Genomic DNA, 18,995 nt, shown 5'->3' on the forward strand with positions numbered 1-18,995 from the left:
CGCCTATACAACACCATGACCGAACTTCCCGACAACATCCTTCACCTGCCGCAATACCAAGTACTGGGCTGCAAATCAACCGACGACGAAATGCACTTCCAGGTGGACGTGCCCGATCCCATCGCCTGCGAGGAATGCGGCGTGCAGGGTGAGTTCGTACGGTTCGGCAAGCGTGACGTTCCCTATCGTGATCTGCCCATCCACGGCAAGCGGGTCACTCTCTGGGTGGTCCGCCGCCGATACACCTGCCGGGCCTGCAAGACAACATTCAGGCCCCAGCTACCGGAGATGGTGGACGGATTCCGTATGACACTGCGGCTGCATGAGTACGTGGAGAAGGAATCCTTCAACCACCCCTACACCTTTGTGGCGGCACAGACCGGCCTGGACGAGAAGACGGTGCGCGACATCTTCAACGCCCGCGCCGAGTTCCTGGGGCGCTGGCACCGCTTCGAGACGCCCCGCATCCTGGGCATTGACGAGCTATACCTGAACAAGCGCTACCGCTGCATTCTGACCAACATTGAGGAGCGAACCCTGCTCGACCTGCTGGCCACCCGCCGCCAGAACGTGGTGACCAACTACCTGATGAAGCTGAAAGACCGGCAGAAGGTCGAGATCGTCAGCATGGACATGTGGAACCCCTACCGGGCAGCGGTCAAGGCTGTGCTGCCCCAGGCCCGTATCGTGGTCGATAAGTTCCATGTGGTGCGCATGGCCAACGATGCCCTAGAGAGAGTGCGCAAGGGCCTCAGAAAGGAGCTGAAACCGTCCCAGAGCCGGACTCTCAAGGGAGACCGGAAAATCCTGCTGAAACGCGCTCACGAAGTCTCAGACCGGGAGCGCCTCATCATGGAGACCTGGACAGGCGCGTTCCCGCAACTGCTGGCCGCCTACGAGCACAAGGAGCGCTTCTACGGCATCTGGGACGCCACCACACGGCTCCAGGCAGAAGCCGCCCTGGACGAGTGGATAGCCACCATCCCGAAGGGCCAAAAGGAAGTCTGGAGCGATCTGGTCAGGGCAGTGGGAAACTGGCGCGAAGAGACCATGACCTACTTCGAGACGGACATGCCCGTCACCAACGCTTACACGGAGTCCATCAACCGACTGGCCAAGGACAAGAACCGTGAAGGGCGCGGTTACTCCTTCGAGGTGATGCGGGCACGAATGCTCTACACCACGAAGCACAAGAAGAAGGCACCGACTGCGAAGGTCTCTCCTTTCTACAAGAAAACCATCGGTTACGGACTGCCGGACTTCGCAGAGGAACTCAACTACGGAGTCGATCTATCAACCATCTGAGGGTGGTATCAGATTGATGGGGTGAAGGTGCCCCATCAACCATTAAATCCGTATACCCTTTATCAGGACTTAGACAAACGATTCAACTGCTGGCTGAAACACCCACCCTTGGGAAAAATAGACCCGAGGTACGCATGAATGTGTTTAGCTTCCCTTATTCAAGTCATGTCATCTATTACATCCAACATGAGCATCAATTCGTTGTATTTGGGATCTTACATAAAAGTATGGTTCCACTTGCACATCTCGCGGAGCGGGAAATTATTTGATGTAGTGAAATAGGGAGGGCACCATGAAAAATGATGTTCGGCGGCTATCTATTTTGTCAACTGATGAAATAGATGAACTGTTTGGATTACCTCATTTCTCAGATGATGATCGTCGATTATATTTTGACTTAAGTGCTAAAGAGCGCGAGCTATTCGACAATACCCGAACGTTTTCTGTGGCAGCCCATTTAGTATTGCAACTGGGCTATTTCAAAGCCAAACGGCAGTTTTTCAGTTATGAACAAGAATCGTCAGTACTAAATGACTTGGATTACATTGCCGCGCTGTACTTTCCCACCAAAACGCTTTCAAGACTGAAAAGTCCCTCAAGACCGATTAGGGCTGAACAACAACGAGCAATTCTTGATTTATTCCAGTATAAACAATGTGATAATGAGGTAAAAGTTGATTTGGAAGATAAAGCACAGCGGGTTGCGATGTTATCGACACAACCTATCTTTATCTTTCGTGAATTAACCCAATACTTAGCATTACACCGTATTGTCATGCCCAGTTATCGGTATATGCAAGAGATGATTGGTAGAGTGGTGGCTTATGAACGCACCCGTATTGCTCGATTACTTAGCACTTGCATGACTTCACTTATCGATCAGCAATTAGCGGCTTTGCTTCGGGCTGAGTCAGGAGTATTTCGCGTCAGCGCATTAAAACATGAAGCTAAAGATTTCAGTTATAAAGAATTGCGACATGAAGTCGCACGGCGGCAGTTTTTCCAGCCTCTACATGAGTTTGCCAAGCAGTTCCTCATAACAGCGGGGATCTCCAATGAAAGCGGCAAGTATTATGCTTCTATGGTTAAGTTTTATACCACTTATAAACTTCAACGCATGAAAAAAGAGACTGCACAGTTATATCTGCTGTTTTTTGCTTTTCATCGGTTTCAGCAAATTAATGACAACTTAATTGAAGCATTGCTCCATTGGGTCGATCAATACGAGAAACAGGCCAAGCGTGCCGCTGAAGAAGCAATGAATAATGCGGTTACCAATGCAGCGAAAAATTTACAGGCTGCGGGTCATGTATTGAGCCTGTTTACGGATGACACCATCACCGATGACACACCTTTTTCCATTATTAAAGAAAAAGCCTATGCATTGCTTGAACAAGAGAGATTCCCATTAGTTGCTGATTACTTACGCAATATTGCTTTCGACAAAACGGCATTTGAATGGTCACATTACACAAAATTATCCGCCACATTCAAACGTAACTTAAGGCAACTTTTTACTGATCTGGATTTTGCCGGACGTGTAGAAGACTCTCCTTTGCTTGAAGCTATCGCGTTTTTACAAAACTTATTGCGCACAGAAAAATCACCAAGGCAAACTGACCCTAATTCATTTCCGACTGAGATTATTCCTAAAGGTTTACGCCGATATTTGTTTAGTAAAGAGGGCAAAACATTTAAAACGCTTGATGTAGATCGCTATGAGTTTTTGGTCTATCGCCTACTACGCAACTCACTGGAAGCGGGTGATGTGTACGTTAAACATAGTAATGAATTTCGCCGCTTTGAAGATGACTTAATAAGCGATCTTAGATGGCAGGATAAAGAACGAGTATTGCAAGATATTGGTGCACCCATTTTATTGGCCCCTATCCAAGATACTCTGGCTGTATTTCATACTATGCTAGCAGCACGTTATAGTGCGATTAACCAACATATTTCTGATGGGGTCAACAAACATATTAAAGTAATTGGGGCTGCCGAAAAGCGTCGTTGGAAGCTGCTTTATCCGAGCAGTGATGAATCCGTTAATAGCGATTTTTACAGCCAGTTACCAGGAATTGGTATTGCGGATCTACTGTGGTTTGTTGCGGGTAATACTGGATTTTTAAATGCATTTACCCATGTATTAGATCGTTATGTAAAGCATGAAGCTGATCCCCGTGAAATTTTCGCCTGTATTGTTGCGATGGGAACAAACATGGGGTTAGCAAAAATGGCTGAGGTTTCAGGCCTTAGCTCAGCATCAATGGCGGGGACATCAAGAAATTATCTACGCTTGGAGACATTACGAGCGGCTAATGATGCGATTAGTAATGCGACCAGCCAGCTACCCGCATTTCATCTCTATGATATTCAGGACACACTTCATTCAAGTAGCGATGGTCAGCGGATAGAAACGCAAATTAACACCCTTAACGCTCGATATTCTCCCAAGTATTTTGGTTTACAGAAAGGTGTCAGCGCCTACACGTTGGTTGCAAATCATGTTCCTATAAATGCAAAGATTATTGGGACTCACGAACATGAAAGCCATTACGTTTTCGATTTATTGCATAACAATACCTCTGATATAAAGCCAGAACGGCATTCCACTGACACCCATGGCACCAATCAGGTTAATTTTTGGATTTTGCATGCATTTGGATATCATTTTGCACCTCGTTATCGTGATTTGCATAAGAAAATGGATACGTTAGTCGGCTCACAACATCCCAATGAGTGTGGTGACTGGCTAATAAAGCCTGCCCGAAAAACCAACGATGAATTGATTGAACGTGAATGGCCCAATATTCAACGGATCATGGCATCGCTAGCTCAAAAAGATGTTACTCAAGCCACGATTGTTCGCAAACTCTCGAGCTATTCGCGTCAGAATCAGACCAAGAAAGCATTATGGGAGTTGGAAAACATATGCCGAACGCTATACATTCTCGACTTTGTCGACGATGTTGGCTTACGTCAATGTGTACAAAAAGCATTAAATCGTGGCGAAGCCTATCATCGTCTTAGACGAGCAGTTGCATTTGTTAACGGTGGAAAATTCAGAGTAAAAACAGAAGAGGAGCAGCAAATATGGAATGAATGCTCTCGGCTCATCACCAACGCGGTCATTTACTACAACACAGTGCTGCTATCTCGTGTCTATGAACAGAAGCAAACAGTAGGAGATCAAAATGCACTGGCTCAGCTTCACAGTATTTCGCCCGTTGCATGGCAGCACATCAATATGTATGGCAATTTTGAGTTTAGTCCATCAACCTCAAAAATAGATATCGATGCATTGGTTGCTCGATATGCTGAACCAGAATATTGGAAGCAAGCGCTGATTGAGAACGAGAATTCAAGTGAGTGATTTTAGAATTTAAAGCTAACTTTACATTTTTGGCGCGTTGGGCAAATTTAGCCATGTAAGTAGAGACTCACTAACGCATAGGTAGTCCCCCAAAATACAGGAGCGAGTAACGCAATCACAAAGGGCATAATGGCTTCTTAAAAAGTATCTTGATGTTGAGATATATTACTTTGAGATAATAAAGCAGGCAAGCCTTGAGATAACAATTCCACCTATTTACAACCTCTATTGTATGACCTGAGCCAAATCCACTCACAACAGACACTGCGTTTGTGCGCCGTTTGCCGTATAATCGGGCGTCATTTTTTACAGGCGAGCCAGTATGTTCCATATCGCACTCTATGAGCCAGAAATCGCACCTAACACAGGTAATATCATTCGCCTTTGCGCAAACAATGGCTGCCAGCTCCATTTGATTGAGCCATTAGGTTTTGATCTAGAAGAGAAAAAGCTACGCCGCGCGGGTTTGGACTATGCAGACTTAACCAATGTGACTCGCCATAAAGATTTCGATGCCTTTCTTGAAGCGATGACAGGCAAGCGCATTATGGCCTGTACCACTAAGGGGAGTCGCCCGCATACTGAGCTGAGTTTTGCCAAGGATGATGTGCTGTTATTTGGCCCTGAGACCCGTGGTTTGCCGATGGCGATTATCGAGTCAATTCCGACCGAGCAAAGATTGCGTATTCCCATGGCGGCAACGAGTCGTAGTTTGAACCTTTCTAATGCGGTGGCCATTATCAGCTACGAAGCATGGCGCCAACTCGGTTTTGAAGGTGCAATTTAATGCTTAGGGATACTTATTTGGATTAATCTAGAGTTAACCTGTCAATATTCAAATCACGATGCAATTAGATTCGACAGGTTACTTTAATTCCATTCGCCCCCAAAGCAAGGCAGCTGAATCGTATATTGTGCATTGCCACTGTTTCCCCAGTGACACGCCGCCCATTTCTTTCAAAATAAGTATCCCTGAGGCTCGGCGGCGGCATCTGCTGCATATGGAAGTGCGAATGTCGCGATCACATGGCCGATGATGTTCCCGACATCATAGTGGCATTTCCCATATCCCTATGGGTCAGATGTGAAAGAGCGGCCATGCAGCCAACGGTCACTGTTGCAACAGTAGCAATCTTAACTACCCCCTTATACTGTTCGTTTAGCTAAAAAGGTATTGCCCATTCCTTGTTAGCAAAGTGGCATCTAGCTCACTTCAACATCAGTATGTTGACTCAATTTTAGTAATGCTACAGGGCTCTGGTCTAATCAGTATTATCCAACCGCAATTACATTAGCAGATGAGAAAATGTGGTATGAGTGTTAGCCTGAATACGAGGCCAAAATGCTGTCAATCAAGGTAAATAATGAGTCAGACGTGAGCGTAAAAGAATGAGAAAGCTAAAACAATATCAAGTGATTAACCATGAAACAGTATAAAAAACCGCTACCGCAAAAATGCAAATTCCTATAGCATCATTTGTACCAATTGACCTGTATGTGGCAGTTGCCAAGTCCAACAAGCGATTTATGCCCTGCAAACAGCGCATAATTACTAAGATGTTACGCATCATGAGCAAATATCGAGATAAATTCGAATATCCGGAAAATCCAGCAAGTACTGAAGAAATTCAGGCTCTTGAGAAATGGTTAGGAACAGATCTTCCTAGTGAGCATAAGAAGTTCTTGCTTGAAACTAATGGGGCCGAAACTCCGATTGGCGTGCAAGAACCAGATGACTCAGTTGTGCTCTGGAGCGCTAAAGAGATTTCCGAATTAACAGAAGCCTATTGCTACGAGCAATACTTGCCTGGGTTGGTTGCTATTGGTTCAGATGGTGGGGGAGAGTCAATTGTCTTCGATACCACACATAATATAAGCTCAGAAGACTGGCCAGTTTATAGGGTACCTTTCGGCGATTTAACTAAAGAGTCTATGGTATTGTTGGCGGCAAATTTCAATGAGTGGGTTTCCAGTGGTTATTCACTCAAGTTCTAAAATGTTTAACAAGGCCAGTCAATCTGACCTCCGTAAACTGCCTTTTTTGCAAAAAGACGTAAAAAAGTTTTTAATTCACTCCGGCAGTTGCTGGCAGCGTTAGGACAAACCAAGAATCGACTCAGGCGTAACTGCTAATGAACATCGAAGCATTGATTGAACAAATAGAGAATACTGACTGGCTAAGCCAAGCTGAGCACATCTTAGCGATTTCTCAATTACAAATTGAATGGGATTGGTTGCCGAGCAGCAGAGATCAATCCGATCCTTTCGAAGGAACATATCCAACTAAACCAGACGAACAGCTCTACGACAAAGAGGCTGAGAAAGTGGTTTATAAAGCTGCGTTGAAATCGTTGCGAAGCGTTGGGAAGACTCATCCTAAACTTGTCGATGGCCCTCATAACTACACAGAGGCAATGAAAGGTAGCGCGCTGTTCGCTTGTAGACATGCAGCCAAAGAGGTCCTTTCTAATCAGCCAGGAAAGTGGGTAGCAATCTTAGCATTATATCATACCGGTGTGTGGCCATGTGGTATAACCCAAACTGGGGAATTGGTTATCCTATAAAAGCAATGAAGACAATAAAATATAAGTTAAGACAGAAATAACTCGATGATCAATAGCTATACCAAATCAAGCATTGTTGCACCAGTGACCTTCTAAAACTCATTACTCTTTTTGAGTTGCCGTCACGAATCAAATCTATGAAAGCTACTAACTAGTGGTTCAAATAGCTCGCGTTGCTCACAGGAATGGGCTAGAGCGTAGGTTAAGACATAGAAATTCTTATCCGAAAACCTCAAATTAGGACTAACAATCTAGCTCATTTATGTCCACAAACGAGTCACATATCTACTTTAAAGCAAACAGGTTACACCGATATTAAATAGGTGAGCCATGGTGATTGGCGAGACGACCGTCCGCACCATGGCCGCTCTTTGGCGTCCATGCCATCGCGGCATTTGTGAATCCTTTCACATCAGATGGGGCGGCCCTGCATCCACGGATGATGGGATGGACACCTTTTGTGAAGTACTTGCTGCATGTCGGTGAGTGAACACCATGGCAAGTCTGCGTTAGTCGATATCAGTCAACGAATACACGGGGTCAGTGTAAACGAATCTGGTCGCCATAACTTACCTAATGCTATTACCCACCTTTAGTGCATAAAATCTAACGCTTTTTTGTCCCGAAGTGAGTTGTGTGGTGTCAAGTAGAGATTGTACGATTAAGTCGTACTACATAATCAAAACTGCCAGTTCGTGTATGAGTGAGTACACTTATTGAGATGGCGTCACAGGCGTCATCTCTATCCCACGAAAAAGCTGATAGCGATCAACATCATCATCTAGATATTGAATATTCTGTGTCCATTGCCAAGCATTATGTTGGCTAGAGGAGGGCTGGGTTTGAAAGTACAACTGGATCAATGCAGAACGGGCATTTACTACGCCTTCCCCCAGTAAGGAATAATCCCCATTTTTACGATATAAACTAAAAACTTGCTGCTTTTCCTGTGATATACCATCGTAGTATGTCAGAAGTACTTGTTCGCCTTGCTCTCTAAACCACCACGTTTCACTGTAAGGGGCCCTTGTTCCGACACTGACGGATAGGATCAACTGCCGCTGATCGTGGGAGCATAAACCTGTCGTGGTGACTTTTCGTGGTATTTCACCCACTTTAGCCGCATCGCCAGTCCACTGACCAACAAATTGAGCGCAAAATTCATTAAAGCTGATTTTAGTCGCTACGGCCGAAAAAGGCGTTAATACGCTGAGCGTAATGCCCCACAGACAATACCGTTTTAATAGGTTTATTTTATTCTGCATATTTTCACCTATCTGCAATGTCGGATTAGATTAGCGTTAAATTTAATCATAAACAAATACTTAGCCGTCTTTATGTTGATTGATGCTGAAGTGCTACTCGCGGACAAATTATCACAATGGCAGTCGAGGTTGACGAGCAAAATTTACAGATGGTTACACAAAGCACGTTTATTGCTCATCATTACTCAGTTTGCTTTCATGCTGAGTTTCTATACTCTCGGGTTTGTACAACCAAATATAATCATTATAACGATATTTATACCCAAACAATCTGAAGATGCTGGCATGCGTCTCTCCAGATAGCGTAGGTATATATTAAGGAGACTCACAGTGAAGAAGGCAGGAATTTTATTGCTCTGTCTGTTGATGCCATTTGGCTCAGCATTGGCGGAGCAGGGCAAGCCACTCTCGGTGGAGTTGCTTTGGCAACTTAAGCGTATTGGTAGCCCTGTGGTATCCCCCTCTGGTGAACATATTATTGCGCCAGTGACAGAATATGATTTAAAAGAAGATAAAGGTTCGACCCAGTTGTGGCGTTTTGATGGCGAAGGGAAAAATAATCGTGCCATCACAGCGAAGGGGCTAAAGGTTCGTGAGCCAGTGTTTTCACCTGATGGCAAGACATTAGCCTTTGTCAGTGAGCGAAATGAAGACGATGCAGGCCAAATTTATCTGTTGCCTATGGATGGTCCGGGTGAAGCGCAACGCTTAACCGATATTCCTACTGGCGTTAATGGTATTAAATGGGTTGGCAAGCATCTGTATTTCATCAGCAATATCTTCCCAAATCAAAAATGGGATGAGATGAAAACCCAACTAAAAACCGACAAGGACAATAAGGTATCCGCGCGCCAGTGGAATGCGTTGCCCTATGCCCAGTTTGATCATTGGCTGGATGAACGTCGTCAAGCCCATGTCTTTAGGATCCCCGCTTTGGGCGGCGAAGTTGAAGCCGTCACTCAACCGCTTGGATATGAGTTACCGCGTTCGAGCCAAAGCAGTTCAAGTTATGATATTTCGCCTAATGAACGCTTGATTGCTTTCAGTGCTTATGGCTCAGACAATCGTGTTGATCCTAAACTGGATATTTTCCTCGCCACGATTGGTAGCGGTAAAGCTGAAAATATTACGCCAGAAAATCAAGCCGCAGATGTTAATCCAAACTTTAGTCCTAATGGCAAAACGCTGGCCTTTACCCGCCAAAAAATCCCCGGATTTTATGCCGATACCGCAAGGTTGATGCTACTGGATATTGATAGCCGCAAACTCAATACGCTAACGCCTGAGTGGGATCGTTCAGTCAGCCAATTTAATTGGACACCCGATAGCAAAGGTTTTTATGCCGCTATTGATGATGCTGCGACGAGTCGCATTTATCATATCGATGCCAAAAACGGTAAAGTCAAAGCCATTACAGAGGCGACTGACTTTGGTCAACCTGCCATAGGCAAAGATGGTGAATTGATTGCCACCAACGAGAGTTTCTTGCACCCAGCGCGCTTGGTCAGCATTAATCCCCGCAATGGCAAGACGGTACGCCTAGAGAACTTTAATGACGATATTCTTAAAGACGTTGATTTAGGCACTTATGAGTCAGTGACTTACAAGGGATATCAAAATCAAGATATTCAAATGTGGGTACATTATCCACCAGGGTTCGATCGCAGTAAAAAATACCCCCTCTTTATGTTGGTTCACGGCGGGCCACATAACGCCATCTCCGATGGTTTCCATTACCGTTGGAACGCGCAAACCTTCGCCTCTTGGGGATATGTTACTGCGTGGCCAAACTTCCATGGTTCTAGCGGCTTTGGACAAGACTTTGCCGATGCAATTAACCCAGATTGGAAGAATAAATCCCTCGAAGATGTGCTCAAAGCTGCTGACTGGTTTAAACAGCAAAGCTGGATTGATAGCGATCGTATGGTCGCGGGTGGCGCAAGTTACGGTGGATATCTGACCTCGATTATTTTAGGTCAACCACATCCCTTTAAAGCCCTACTGATCCATGCCGCGGTTTATGACATGTATTCACAAATGGCGGCCGACTTTGCGGTGCACAGCACGCGCTTTGGTAATTACTGGGATAATCCTGAGTTATATAAAGCGATTTCGCCACATTATTTTGCGGCTAACTTTAACACTCCAACGTTGGTTAGCCACGGTCAGCTCGACTACCGTGTACCAGTAGGGCAAGGGTTTGAGCTGTTCCGCACCCTGCAAACTCGCAATGTGGAATCGCGGATGATTTACTTCCCCGATGAAAACCATTGGGTGATGAAGCCTAATAACTCTATCTATTGGTATAACCAAGTCAAAGATTGGATGACCCACTACGCCAAGCCGGGTGGACAATAGAATCTAGAACCTAGCACAGAAAAGCAAAAGGTCTGCACTATGCAGACCTTTTCTTTATTGAATCAAACCGAGCAACGATAACTTATTGACCAAATCCTGTGGCGTTAATATCGACAGTTTGCACTTTGCCATATTTAGCTGCAACAGGCGCAATCTTGCTCGCGTTACCAATTAGTACAAATTGTAAGTCCTTCTGTGGGAAGTAAGCTTTCACGAGTCTTTGGGTTTCTTCTAAGGTTAAACCGTCCACCTTAGCTTGGAACTCATTGATAAACTTGTCATCGAAGCCGTACAAATACATGCCAGACAATAACCCAGCCAACTGGCCTGAGGTTTCAAACTTAGGTGGGAACTGCCCCTTCACATAGGCTTTTGCTGAATCTAACGTCGCCTGATCTATACCTTTTTCCCATAAACGTGCATAGGTTTTTAAGGCTAAATCTATCGCTTCTTGAGTCGTCTCTGTCTTAGTGAAAGTGCTGATAGTAAACACGCCTGAGTCGGTATACGGTGTAAAACCTGAGCGTGCACCATAGGTTAAGCCTGCGTTTACCCTTAGCTCATCATTCAGCCAAGAGGTAAAGCGGCCGCCTAAAATCGTGTTTACTACCGTTAAACCCACATAGTCAGGGTTATTACGGCTAATGCCTAAACCGCCGATCAAAAAGGTGGTTTCGATTGCATCGGGTTTATCCACCAACAAAACTTTGGCCTCGGTTAACTGAGGCAAACCTTGGTTTAAATTAGGCTGTACCAGTTTTTCGCTGTCTTTCCATTGGCCGAATGTTTGTGTCAGTTTGGCTTTCATAGCAGTCACATCAAAGTCACCCACAACGGTTATCGCGGTATTGGCAGGCTGATAGTAACTCTTATGGAAAGCGCGTAGCTGCGATACAGTGATTTGCTCTAGCGAATCACTGTTACCTGAAGCCGCATTACCATAGGGATGATCGCCAAATACGAGTTTATCGAAGTAGCGACCAATCACCGCCCGTGGGCTTTCTTTATCTTGCTGCAGCCCGGCAATGGCGCGTTGTTTGAGTTTATCAAATTCGGCCGCATCAAAATCAGGGGTTAATATGGCGGCGCTAAATAGGCCCAGCATGAGGTCAATATCCTTCGCCATAAAGTCAGCACTCAGATAACTGCCTTCTTTATCTGCATCAGCGCCTAAACTGGCACCAAGAAAATCCACTTGCTGCTCGATATCGGCCTTAGATTTACCCGCTGCACCTAACAATAAACCTTCTGCCGTCATTTGTGCCACGCCTGCAGTGGTGTCATTGACGGCACCTGCGCGCACCACGGCATTTAAGGTAATTAAGGGCACTTCGCGCTGGGGCATTAAATACACAGTAAGGCCATTATCTAACACAAACTTATCGTAACTTGGCATGGCAAAGCTGCCAGTATCAACGAGTTTTGGGGCTGATATCGCCGCACAGCCTGCTAAGGCCAAACTTGTTCCTAAAGCTAAAGCCGCCATTAACGTAGAGGGTTTTCCAAATGATTTCATTGATCAGACTCCTCGGATGCTGCCAGCACAGCCACAGTGCGATTCGATTTACGTAAGTAGGTTTGGGCAACACGCTGAATATCTGCTGGTGTCACCTTGTTATAGGCTTCTGGCGCATTAAATAGCTTGTCGTAACTACCAAAATACATCTCATAGGTGCCTATGGTATTGGCCTTGCCATTAATGGTTTCCATTGAGCGATAAAAATCCATCAACTTGATATTTTTAACTTTATCCAATTCTTGCTGGGTAACACCTTGGCTCGCAATGCTATTGATTTGCTCGATCAGCGCGCGCTCTAAGGTTGAGGCATTCACTTCAGGTGTCGCCACGCCCATTACATAGAAGAGGTTAGGATCGACCGACATCGGCATATAGGTTTGTGCTTCTAAGGCCACTTGTTTATCAACCAATGATTGATATAAACGCGAACTATTACCCTGGCTTAGAATCGAGCTTAATAAGTCCAGCGCATAAAAATCCGCATGGGTTGCCGCCGGAATATGGTACGCCAGCATTACGTTGGGTGTGCTGACCGAGGCCTTTTGCACAAAGGTGCGACGTTCACCCTTTTGTTCAGGCTCTACGGTGCGAATCGCTTTAGGCGGAGTCTGTGCCGGAATAGGGGCAAAGTACTTGTCGGCCAAGGCTTTTACTTGGGCAAGCTTTACATCACCGGCAATTACGACCACGGCATTGTTCGGCGCGTAATAGGTTTTATGGTACTGAACTAAATCTTCCAACGACCAAGCGGCGATATCCGACTCGTGACCGATCACCGACCAAGAATAAGGGTGGGCTAAAAATGCCACACCTTTGATTTCGCCTTCAAGGGCATTCCAGTTAGAGTTCTCTAAGCCAGTGGAACGCTCTGACTGCACTACACCACGCTCGCTTTCTACCATTTCGGGATTGATATCTAAGTTAGCGATACGGTCAGCCTCGAGATCGAACATAGTTTCGAGTGCATTGGCGGGGAACCAATCGGTATAAACCGTCATATCTTCAGTGGTATACGCATTGTTCGCGCCACCAGCGGCTTCCATAGTGCGGTCGAACATTTTTGGGCCGTACTTTTTCGAACCGTTGAACATCATGTGTTCGAAAAAGTGCGAAATACCGGTAATGCCGGGCACTTCGTTACGTGAACCGACCTTCCAAAATAAATACATGTTGGCATTGGGAATTGAGGCATCTTCTAGCACCATGATTTTCATGCCGTTATCTAGCGTGAAACTCTTAATGTCTTCTGCCGTGGTGGCCTGTGCTTGGCTTAGGGGATTCAAAAGTCCCATAGCCAACACCAGAGCCGATAGCGTGCGCTTCATCTTGTTCGCTCCTTGCTGTAAAAAATCACATATGAAGGTAAATTGTTTAACAAATCAAGCGCAGCAAGCGTATCCCGCGCCGATTTTTTGTAAGCTCAAGTTATACCGCAGTGCTTACGGAATAATACGTTAGCCACTTATTGGGCTTTGAGCGCCGTTAACGCCACTTTGGTCATGGCTTCAACACCCACTTTTAGCGCACTTTCATCCACATAAAATGCCGGTGAATGATGGTATCTAACCTACATGGACACTGAGTAATTGTTAATAAATTGAATGATTAAAGTAAATAGTCCAGTTAAAGAGCCAAATCCTAATGATGTTCTATTGGAGGTCATCTTAAACCGCCATTCCCTCAATGCTCCGTTCGCCATTATTCATGTAGTGGCATACTGAATTTAGCCAACTAAACAGAAGCTTTTACATAAAATAACATATGGCAACACCAGTATCTCTTAATGTAGTCAAGCTCTCGTCATAACTCACTTTGGGGCGTGCGACGTGAAGTTATATGAAGCGCTGTTCACCGCTTAACGAGTGAACTATCTGTATCACCAGATGAACCTAGGAGCCTAAATTAAGTAGCGGCTCTGACAATGTAACGAAGATTGGTCTTTGACCAATCGGGATATGAACCGCGAGGGGATGATCCTCCTGATAACCACAAATTGGGTGAGTGCTAGGTAGTCAGTATGATGAATGTAAGTGAATCCGCGTAAGGTGCGTTATGTGATGAAGCAGCGAAACTGGTTAACACCCTGTAGCCAAAAGGCACGAGAGTCGGAAAGAGATTGCACCGTGCTCTTTCGTGATAATTGCACTTTTCGCACCATAGCGGGCATCGATACTGTGTCGCGAAGCAGGTGTTCGGATATAATCGAAAAGGCCAGTGGCTTTTCACGGTTGGCAGAAGTTCTTGGGTATGGATTGCCTGTTCAATATCTTCCAAATAGCCAAAGTGCCTATCGAGAGACATGTCAAAATCCGAAGTTCAGCAACACCATTTTACCCTCAATACCAAGAATACTTGACGAAGAGAAAGTCCAAAAGGCTCGCTCGCAACTCTTGGAACGATCCTGCTCTGACTGCTTTATAAGTTGCTGGGTATCAAACAATGCTTTTGTGGAGGCTTGAGCCGTATACAGTGAAAGTTGCACGTGTGGTTCTTAGGGAGACTGCACTTGGTAACAAGTGTCGTCCACCCGACGAAAGCGCGTTAGTCCAAAGCCCGCGTAAAATGGCAGGATTGTATGCGTGAACCAGATTAGGCAAGTCTGATTTATTTATTATCAAAATCTAACACTTTTTAGCTCCACCCGCTCGGATAATGGCTCTCCATATTTAGGATTGGATTTATCGCCCTTAACGATAAATGCGCTGATTGATGCAGTGTGTCGATGGCAAAGCTGATGCAAATTGGGTGGTTTGCCTGTGAATCCCCTGCATAGCCTTATGCTTGATGCAGCATTCTTTTGATTTACTCCGCAATAAAAGTTACTAGCGCTTTTGGGTCGATAATATGCAGCTGCTGATCGCGTTTTTCGACAAGGCCGAGTTCAATGAGGGAGTTGAGTGCGCGGCGGTAGACGCGACTGCTGGTGCCAAAGCGTTCGGCTTCTTGCTCGACTTTGTTAAAGGCTCCGAGGGCGATATTGTTTTGACTGCGTTGTAGCAGATCGAGGGCGATATTGACGGCGATGGGGTGCAATAGGCGGTTGGTGTAGATTGCCATTGAGTCTTGATAATCCCATGCCAGAGCGGAGGCAAAAAAGAGCGCTAATTGCGGTTGAGTGACTATGCATTGCTGCAGTTTGGCGGCACAAATTACCTCGGCTTCCATCTGATCTTCGGCCATCACTGTCCACTGGCAGGGCAGTTTGGTAAAAAACTCAATTTCGCCAAAAATATGCTGATCACAATTTAGCTCACCTAACTGAAAGCGCCGACCATTGTGGGCGCTGGTATACATGGCGACTTTCCCCACTGACACCACGTAAAGCTCACGCACATTTTGCCCCTGTTGCAATATGATATCACCGGGGGCAAATTGGCGGCTGGCCGTTTGGCACTGAAATAAGGTCTGCTTAAAGAGTTCGCGCTGCTCACTTAATGTGTCGCCAAAGCGGCTAGAGAGTTCAGGATGTAACTGCATGTTGATGACAGTTGCAGATTATTAATGCGATTAAGGTACGCATTTCGCTGCAAGATTGATACTCATTCGATCATAAAATATGTAAATCCCTGCGTGAGGGCTGGCACTTTGGCGGCGGTGGATGGGTGGCGCATTGTGTGTCGCCGTTGTTGTGGATCTGCAAAAGCGTATTTAGAACGGTTAGGTGTGAGTGTGAGCTTTAGTGAGAATGATGGCGCATTGGCTGCGCCATTAAGAGGATGACTTGGTCGTTATCTGGATGCATTTATCGGTAAGGCTTACTGCTAATTAACCTCACTCGCCCTAATCACACAGTGCGTTGAGCGCAGCTAAAATGGCGTGTTGCTCACCTTGGGCGCTTGCCTTGGACGATGCAACATAGTCATTAACTCCTGCTTTAACATCCTGCTCAAATAGCACTACGTTGGTGAGTATTGCCGCCACTTCAAGCTGGCGCAGTCGGCCGATGGTGAATAACGCAGCGGTTTCCATATCGGCCCCGAGCACGCCTTGGCGATGCCAATAGTGGCAGAGCTCCTGTTCTTGATCGGTATAAAAACTGTCGTGGGAGCGCACTACGCCGCTATGGGCACATATATGATGCTGCGCGCAGTATGCTTGCAGTTTGCCGACCAAACGATGATTGGCGCAGGCCGGAAAGCTGAGCTTTACATAGCTGGCAGAGCCGCCATCATCACGCACTGCGGCCTCGGCAATAATTACATCGCCTATGGCTATTTGCGGTTGTAGCGCACCAGCGGAGCCGATGCGGATAAGTTGTTTAACACCGCATTGATACATTTCTTCAAGGGCAATGATCGCCGAGGGCGCGCCAATGCCAGTGCTGCAAACGGTGATTATAGTGTCGCCATAACGGCCACGTATCAGTCGAAACTCGCGGTTATCCGCCAAGGATTCAACATCCGTTAGATGCGCCGCGATGCGGTTGACTCGATTGGGTTCGCCGCAGACGACGGCTTTTTCACTGACTTGATGGGGCGCGACGAGAATATGGGGTTGAATACTCATTGTTGACCTTTATCAATTACTTAGCTTGGCGGTAGCCCCGAATTGTATCGGGCTACCGCGAAGGAAAAACTTAGATAAACAAACTGACAATTGCAGCATTCATCAAGTTTGCTAACGTCGCCGCTAGCAGCACTTTCATCCCGAGCTGACCAATCAGCCCCGCGCGTTGCGGTATCATTTGACTCAGGGCGCCACACACCATGGCCACTGAGCCGATATTGGCAAAGCCGCAAAGGGCAATGGTCATAATGGCATTGCTACGTGCAGACAGCTCCACATTGCCCATATTGGCGAAGGCAACAAACTCATTCATGGCGATTTTTTGGCCTAGGAAGGCGCCTGCTGTGTTTGCTTCAGCCCATGGAATACCAATCAACCAAGCTACTGGCGCAAACAAGGTGCCGAGGATCATATCTACGGTTAAGGTTGGCATGCCAAACAGTTCACCAATTGCGCCCAATCCGCCGTTCAACAAGGCCATGAGGCCAATACAGGCAATAATGACTGCGCCGACGATGGCAGCGATTCCCATGCCAGCAATAGCGCCTTTGGCTATGGCATCAATAAAGCTACTGGGCTTTTCATCATCGGGTAATTCTGGCACTTCGTTAACGGTTGGCTCGGTTTCTGGGATGAGTAACTTAGCGAACATCAACCCCGCAGGCGCTGACATAAAGCAAGCCATGATCAGATAGTTAAGCGCAACGCCCATGCCCGCGAGGCCCGCTAAAATGGATCCAGCAATCGAAGACAATCCGCCGACCATCACCGCAAAAATTTGCGCGCGGGTGAGAACGCGGTGGTAGGGCTTGATCAGTAACGGTGCTTCGGTTTGGCCGAGAATTATATTGCCTGCCGCATTCATTGACTCCGCCCGTGACGTGCCTAGTACCTTTTGCAAGCTGCCGCCAATGATTAACACAAACCACTGCATAATCCCTAAGTAGTACAACAAAGAAGTGAGTGCGGCAGTAAAGATGATTTGCGGTAATACCTGTAATGCCCAGACAAAACCAATGCCTTCAACGCTGAAATTGACTAAGCTGCCAAAGGCAAATTTAATCCCTTCAGTACCATAACCAAAGACTTTACCTACGGTATTCGATACGGCCAGCAGGACATCGGCACCGATCTCGGTTGCCAGCACAAAAAAAGCGAGCGCGATGATAATGCCAAATGCACCGATAACAGCGCGCCAGCTGATCAGACGGCGGTTATCAGAAAACAGCAAACCTACGCCTAAGAGCACTAAAATACCAAGGATGGACTGGATCATACTGAGTGGTCCTTATATGAATTAACGGCTGCAATCACACGCTCAGCGTGGGCCTTTGCAAGGGAAAGGGTGTTGGACTTGTTGCCACCTTCGGCAGCAGTGGAGTTCATCTCAAAGCTAATAATGGTATCGATAATATCGACAGCGGCAGCGCGAAATGGGTGTTCGTAAGCTTGCTGGTATGCGTTAAAGGGTAAAAAGTTAAAGCCAGTCTCGCTGTAAGATTCTTCAGTCGCCCCTGCAGTAATAGAAAACAGGACCGGTTTACCTTGGAGCTGGCTACCATTGGGGCCAAAGGCAAAACCATAGGTAAATACCTCATCAATCCAATGTTTGAGCACGGCGGGGTAGGTGCTCCAATAGAGCGGGAATTGCACCACAATCACATCGGCATCGAGCAACTGTTGCTGCTCCGTGGCGGTATCTCCATCAAACTGAGCCACTGAATTGATATGCCAGCCCAGTTGCTCTGCCTCAAGGGCAAGTATGCTGGCATTGGCCACAGACAGGGTTAAGTTGGGGTGCCCGTTTAGCACGAGTATGTTCATTAGCTAGCTCCTGAGAGGAAACGGTGCCGCCGTGTAGTTAAAACCAGAGGCCAAGCACCGAGTTACGAAGTCATGGCGTGGATTATAGGGAGATAAGAGGGAATGCCAGAGGACATTTGTCTCCTAGCACCTGATGCAGCTCATACTATTGTGAAAGTTTGATTAAAACGTCGATATAAAAATGAATGAAGTGATAAGCGCAATCTCTGGTCATACCGGAATGCTAACGTTTATTCAGCGCTCAGCATTCAACTTTTTAATCCTGAGTGCTAAATCGTGCT

Annotated in this window: 14 protein-coding genes; 7 read left to right on the plus strand and 7 right to left on the minus strand. The window is 46.3% G+C overall.

The window, feature by feature from the left end; all coding sequences use genetic code 11:
- The first annotated feature begins 15 nt into the window (after positions 1-15).
- The 6 genes from SPUTW3181_RS02300 to SPUTW3181_RS02325 all read left to right on the plus strand — a co-directional run bounded on the left by SPUTW3181_RS02300 (position 16) and on the right by SPUTW3181_RS02325 (position 7,242).
- The gene (locus SPUTW3181_RS02300) at positions 16-1,305 is read left to right on the plus strand and encodes an ISL3-like element ISPpu12 family transposase (protein WP_011918377.1); all 1,290 of its coding nucleotides are present in this window, start codon (positions 16-18) and stop codon (positions 1,303-1,305) included.
- 41 nt (positions 1,306-1,346) lie between these two features.
- On the plus strand, positions 1,347-1,574 hold the full coding sequence (locus SPUTW3181_RS02305) for a type II toxin-antitoxin system RelE/ParE family toxin (RefSeq protein WP_264637405.1): 228 nt from the start codon (positions 1,347-1,349) through the stop codon (positions 1,572-1,574).
- 23 nt (positions 1,575-1,597) lie between these two features.
- Positions 1,598-4,678: a Tn3 family transposase gene (locus SPUTW3181_RS02310; RefSeq protein ID WP_011787830.1), complete on the plus strand. Its 3,081-nt coding sequence runs from the start codon at positions 1,598-1,600 to the stop codon at positions 4,676-4,678.
- Between the two features lie 322 nt (positions 4,679-5,000).
- A complete protein-coding gene (trmL, locus tag SPUTW3181_RS02315) occupies positions 5,001-5,465 on the plus strand; it encodes a tRNA (uridine(34)/cytosine(34)/5-carboxymethylaminomethyluridine(34)-2'-O)-methyltransferase TrmL (RefSeq protein WP_011787831.1) in 465 nt (154 codons plus the stop codon).
- 710 nt (positions 5,466-6,175) lie between these two features.
- On the plus strand, positions 6,176-6,673 hold the full coding sequence (locus tag SPUTW3181_RS02320) for an SMI1/KNR4 family protein (RefSeq protein WP_227498137.1): 498 nt from the start codon (positions 6,176-6,178) through the stop codon (positions 6,671-6,673).
- Positions 6,674-6,810: 137 nt separating this feature from the next.
- Entirely contained in the window at positions 6,811-7,242 is a 432-nt protein-coding gene (locus SPUTW3181_RS02325) for a hypothetical protein (RefSeq protein ID WP_011787833.1), read from the plus strand.
- Between the two features lie 713 nt (positions 7,243-7,955).
- Here SPUTW3181_RS02325 and SPUTW3181_RS02330 read toward each other — a convergent pair.
- Positions 7,956-8,507 (minus strand): hypothetical protein, encoded by a 552-nt coding sequence (locus SPUTW3181_RS02330; protein ID WP_011787834.1) that lies wholly within the window; start codon positions 8,505-8,507, stop codon positions 7,956-7,958.
- A 330-nt stretch (positions 8,508-8,837) separates the two neighbouring features.
- Here SPUTW3181_RS02330 and SPUTW3181_RS02340 point away from each other — a divergent pair, with 330 nt between their 5' ends.
- Positions 8,838-10,865, plus strand: coding sequence for an alpha/beta hydrolase family protein (locus SPUTW3181_RS02340; RefSeq protein WP_011787835.1), 2,028 nt, complete (start codon positions 8,838-8,840; stop codon positions 10,863-10,865).
- 82 nt (positions 10,866-10,947) lie between these two features.
- Here SPUTW3181_RS02340 and SPUTW3181_RS02345 read toward each other — a convergent pair whose 3' ends face one another.
- From SPUTW3181_RS02345 to SPUTW3181_RS02370, 6 genes are all read right to left on the minus strand, one after another.
- Positions 10,948-12,381, minus strand: coding sequence for a M16 family metallopeptidase (locus SPUTW3181_RS02345; protein ID WP_011787836.1), 1,434 nt, complete (start codon positions 12,379-12,381; stop codon positions 10,948-10,950).
- The gene (locus SPUTW3181_RS02350) at positions 12,378-13,709 is read right to left on the minus strand and encodes a M16 family metallopeptidase (RefSeq protein ID WP_011787837.1); all 1,332 of its coding nucleotides are present in this window, start codon (positions 13,707-13,709) and stop codon (positions 12,378-12,380) included. The genes SPUTW3181_RS02345 and SPUTW3181_RS02350 overlap by 4 nt, the downstream gene beginning before the upstream one ends.
- Positions 13,710-15,186: 1,477 nt before the next feature.
- Positions 15,187-15,861 (minus strand): Crp/Fnr family transcriptional regulator, encoded by a 675-nt coding sequence (locus SPUTW3181_RS02355; protein WP_011787838.1) that lies wholly within the window; start codon positions 15,859-15,861, stop codon positions 15,187-15,189.
- A 303-nt stretch (positions 15,862-16,164) separates the two neighbouring features.
- Positions 16,165-16,890, minus strand: coding sequence for a nucleoside phosphorylase (locus tag SPUTW3181_RS02360; protein WP_011787839.1), 726 nt, complete (start codon positions 16,888-16,890; stop codon positions 16,165-16,167).
- Positions 16,891-16,960: 70 nt separating this feature from the next.
- Positions 16,961-18,166, minus strand: coding sequence for a NupC/NupG family nucleoside CNT transporter (locus SPUTW3181_RS02365; RefSeq protein WP_011787840.1), 1,206 nt, complete (start codon positions 18,164-18,166; stop codon positions 16,961-16,963).
- Positions 18,163-18,714: an NAD(P)H-dependent oxidoreductase gene (locus SPUTW3181_RS02370; protein ID WP_011787841.1), complete on the minus strand. Its 552-nt coding sequence runs from the start codon at positions 18,712-18,714 to the stop codon at positions 18,163-18,165. Before SPUTW3181_RS02370 ends, SPUTW3181_RS02365 begins: the two co-directional genes overlap by 4 nt.
- Positions 18,715-18,995: the final 281 nt, after the last annotated feature.

It is taken from the genome of Shewanella sp. W3-18-1, assembly GCF_000015185.1.
In the GTDB taxonomy this organism is placed as follows: domain Bacteria; phylum Pseudomonadota; class Gammaproteobacteria; order Enterobacterales; family Shewanellaceae; genus Shewanella; species Shewanella putrefaciens.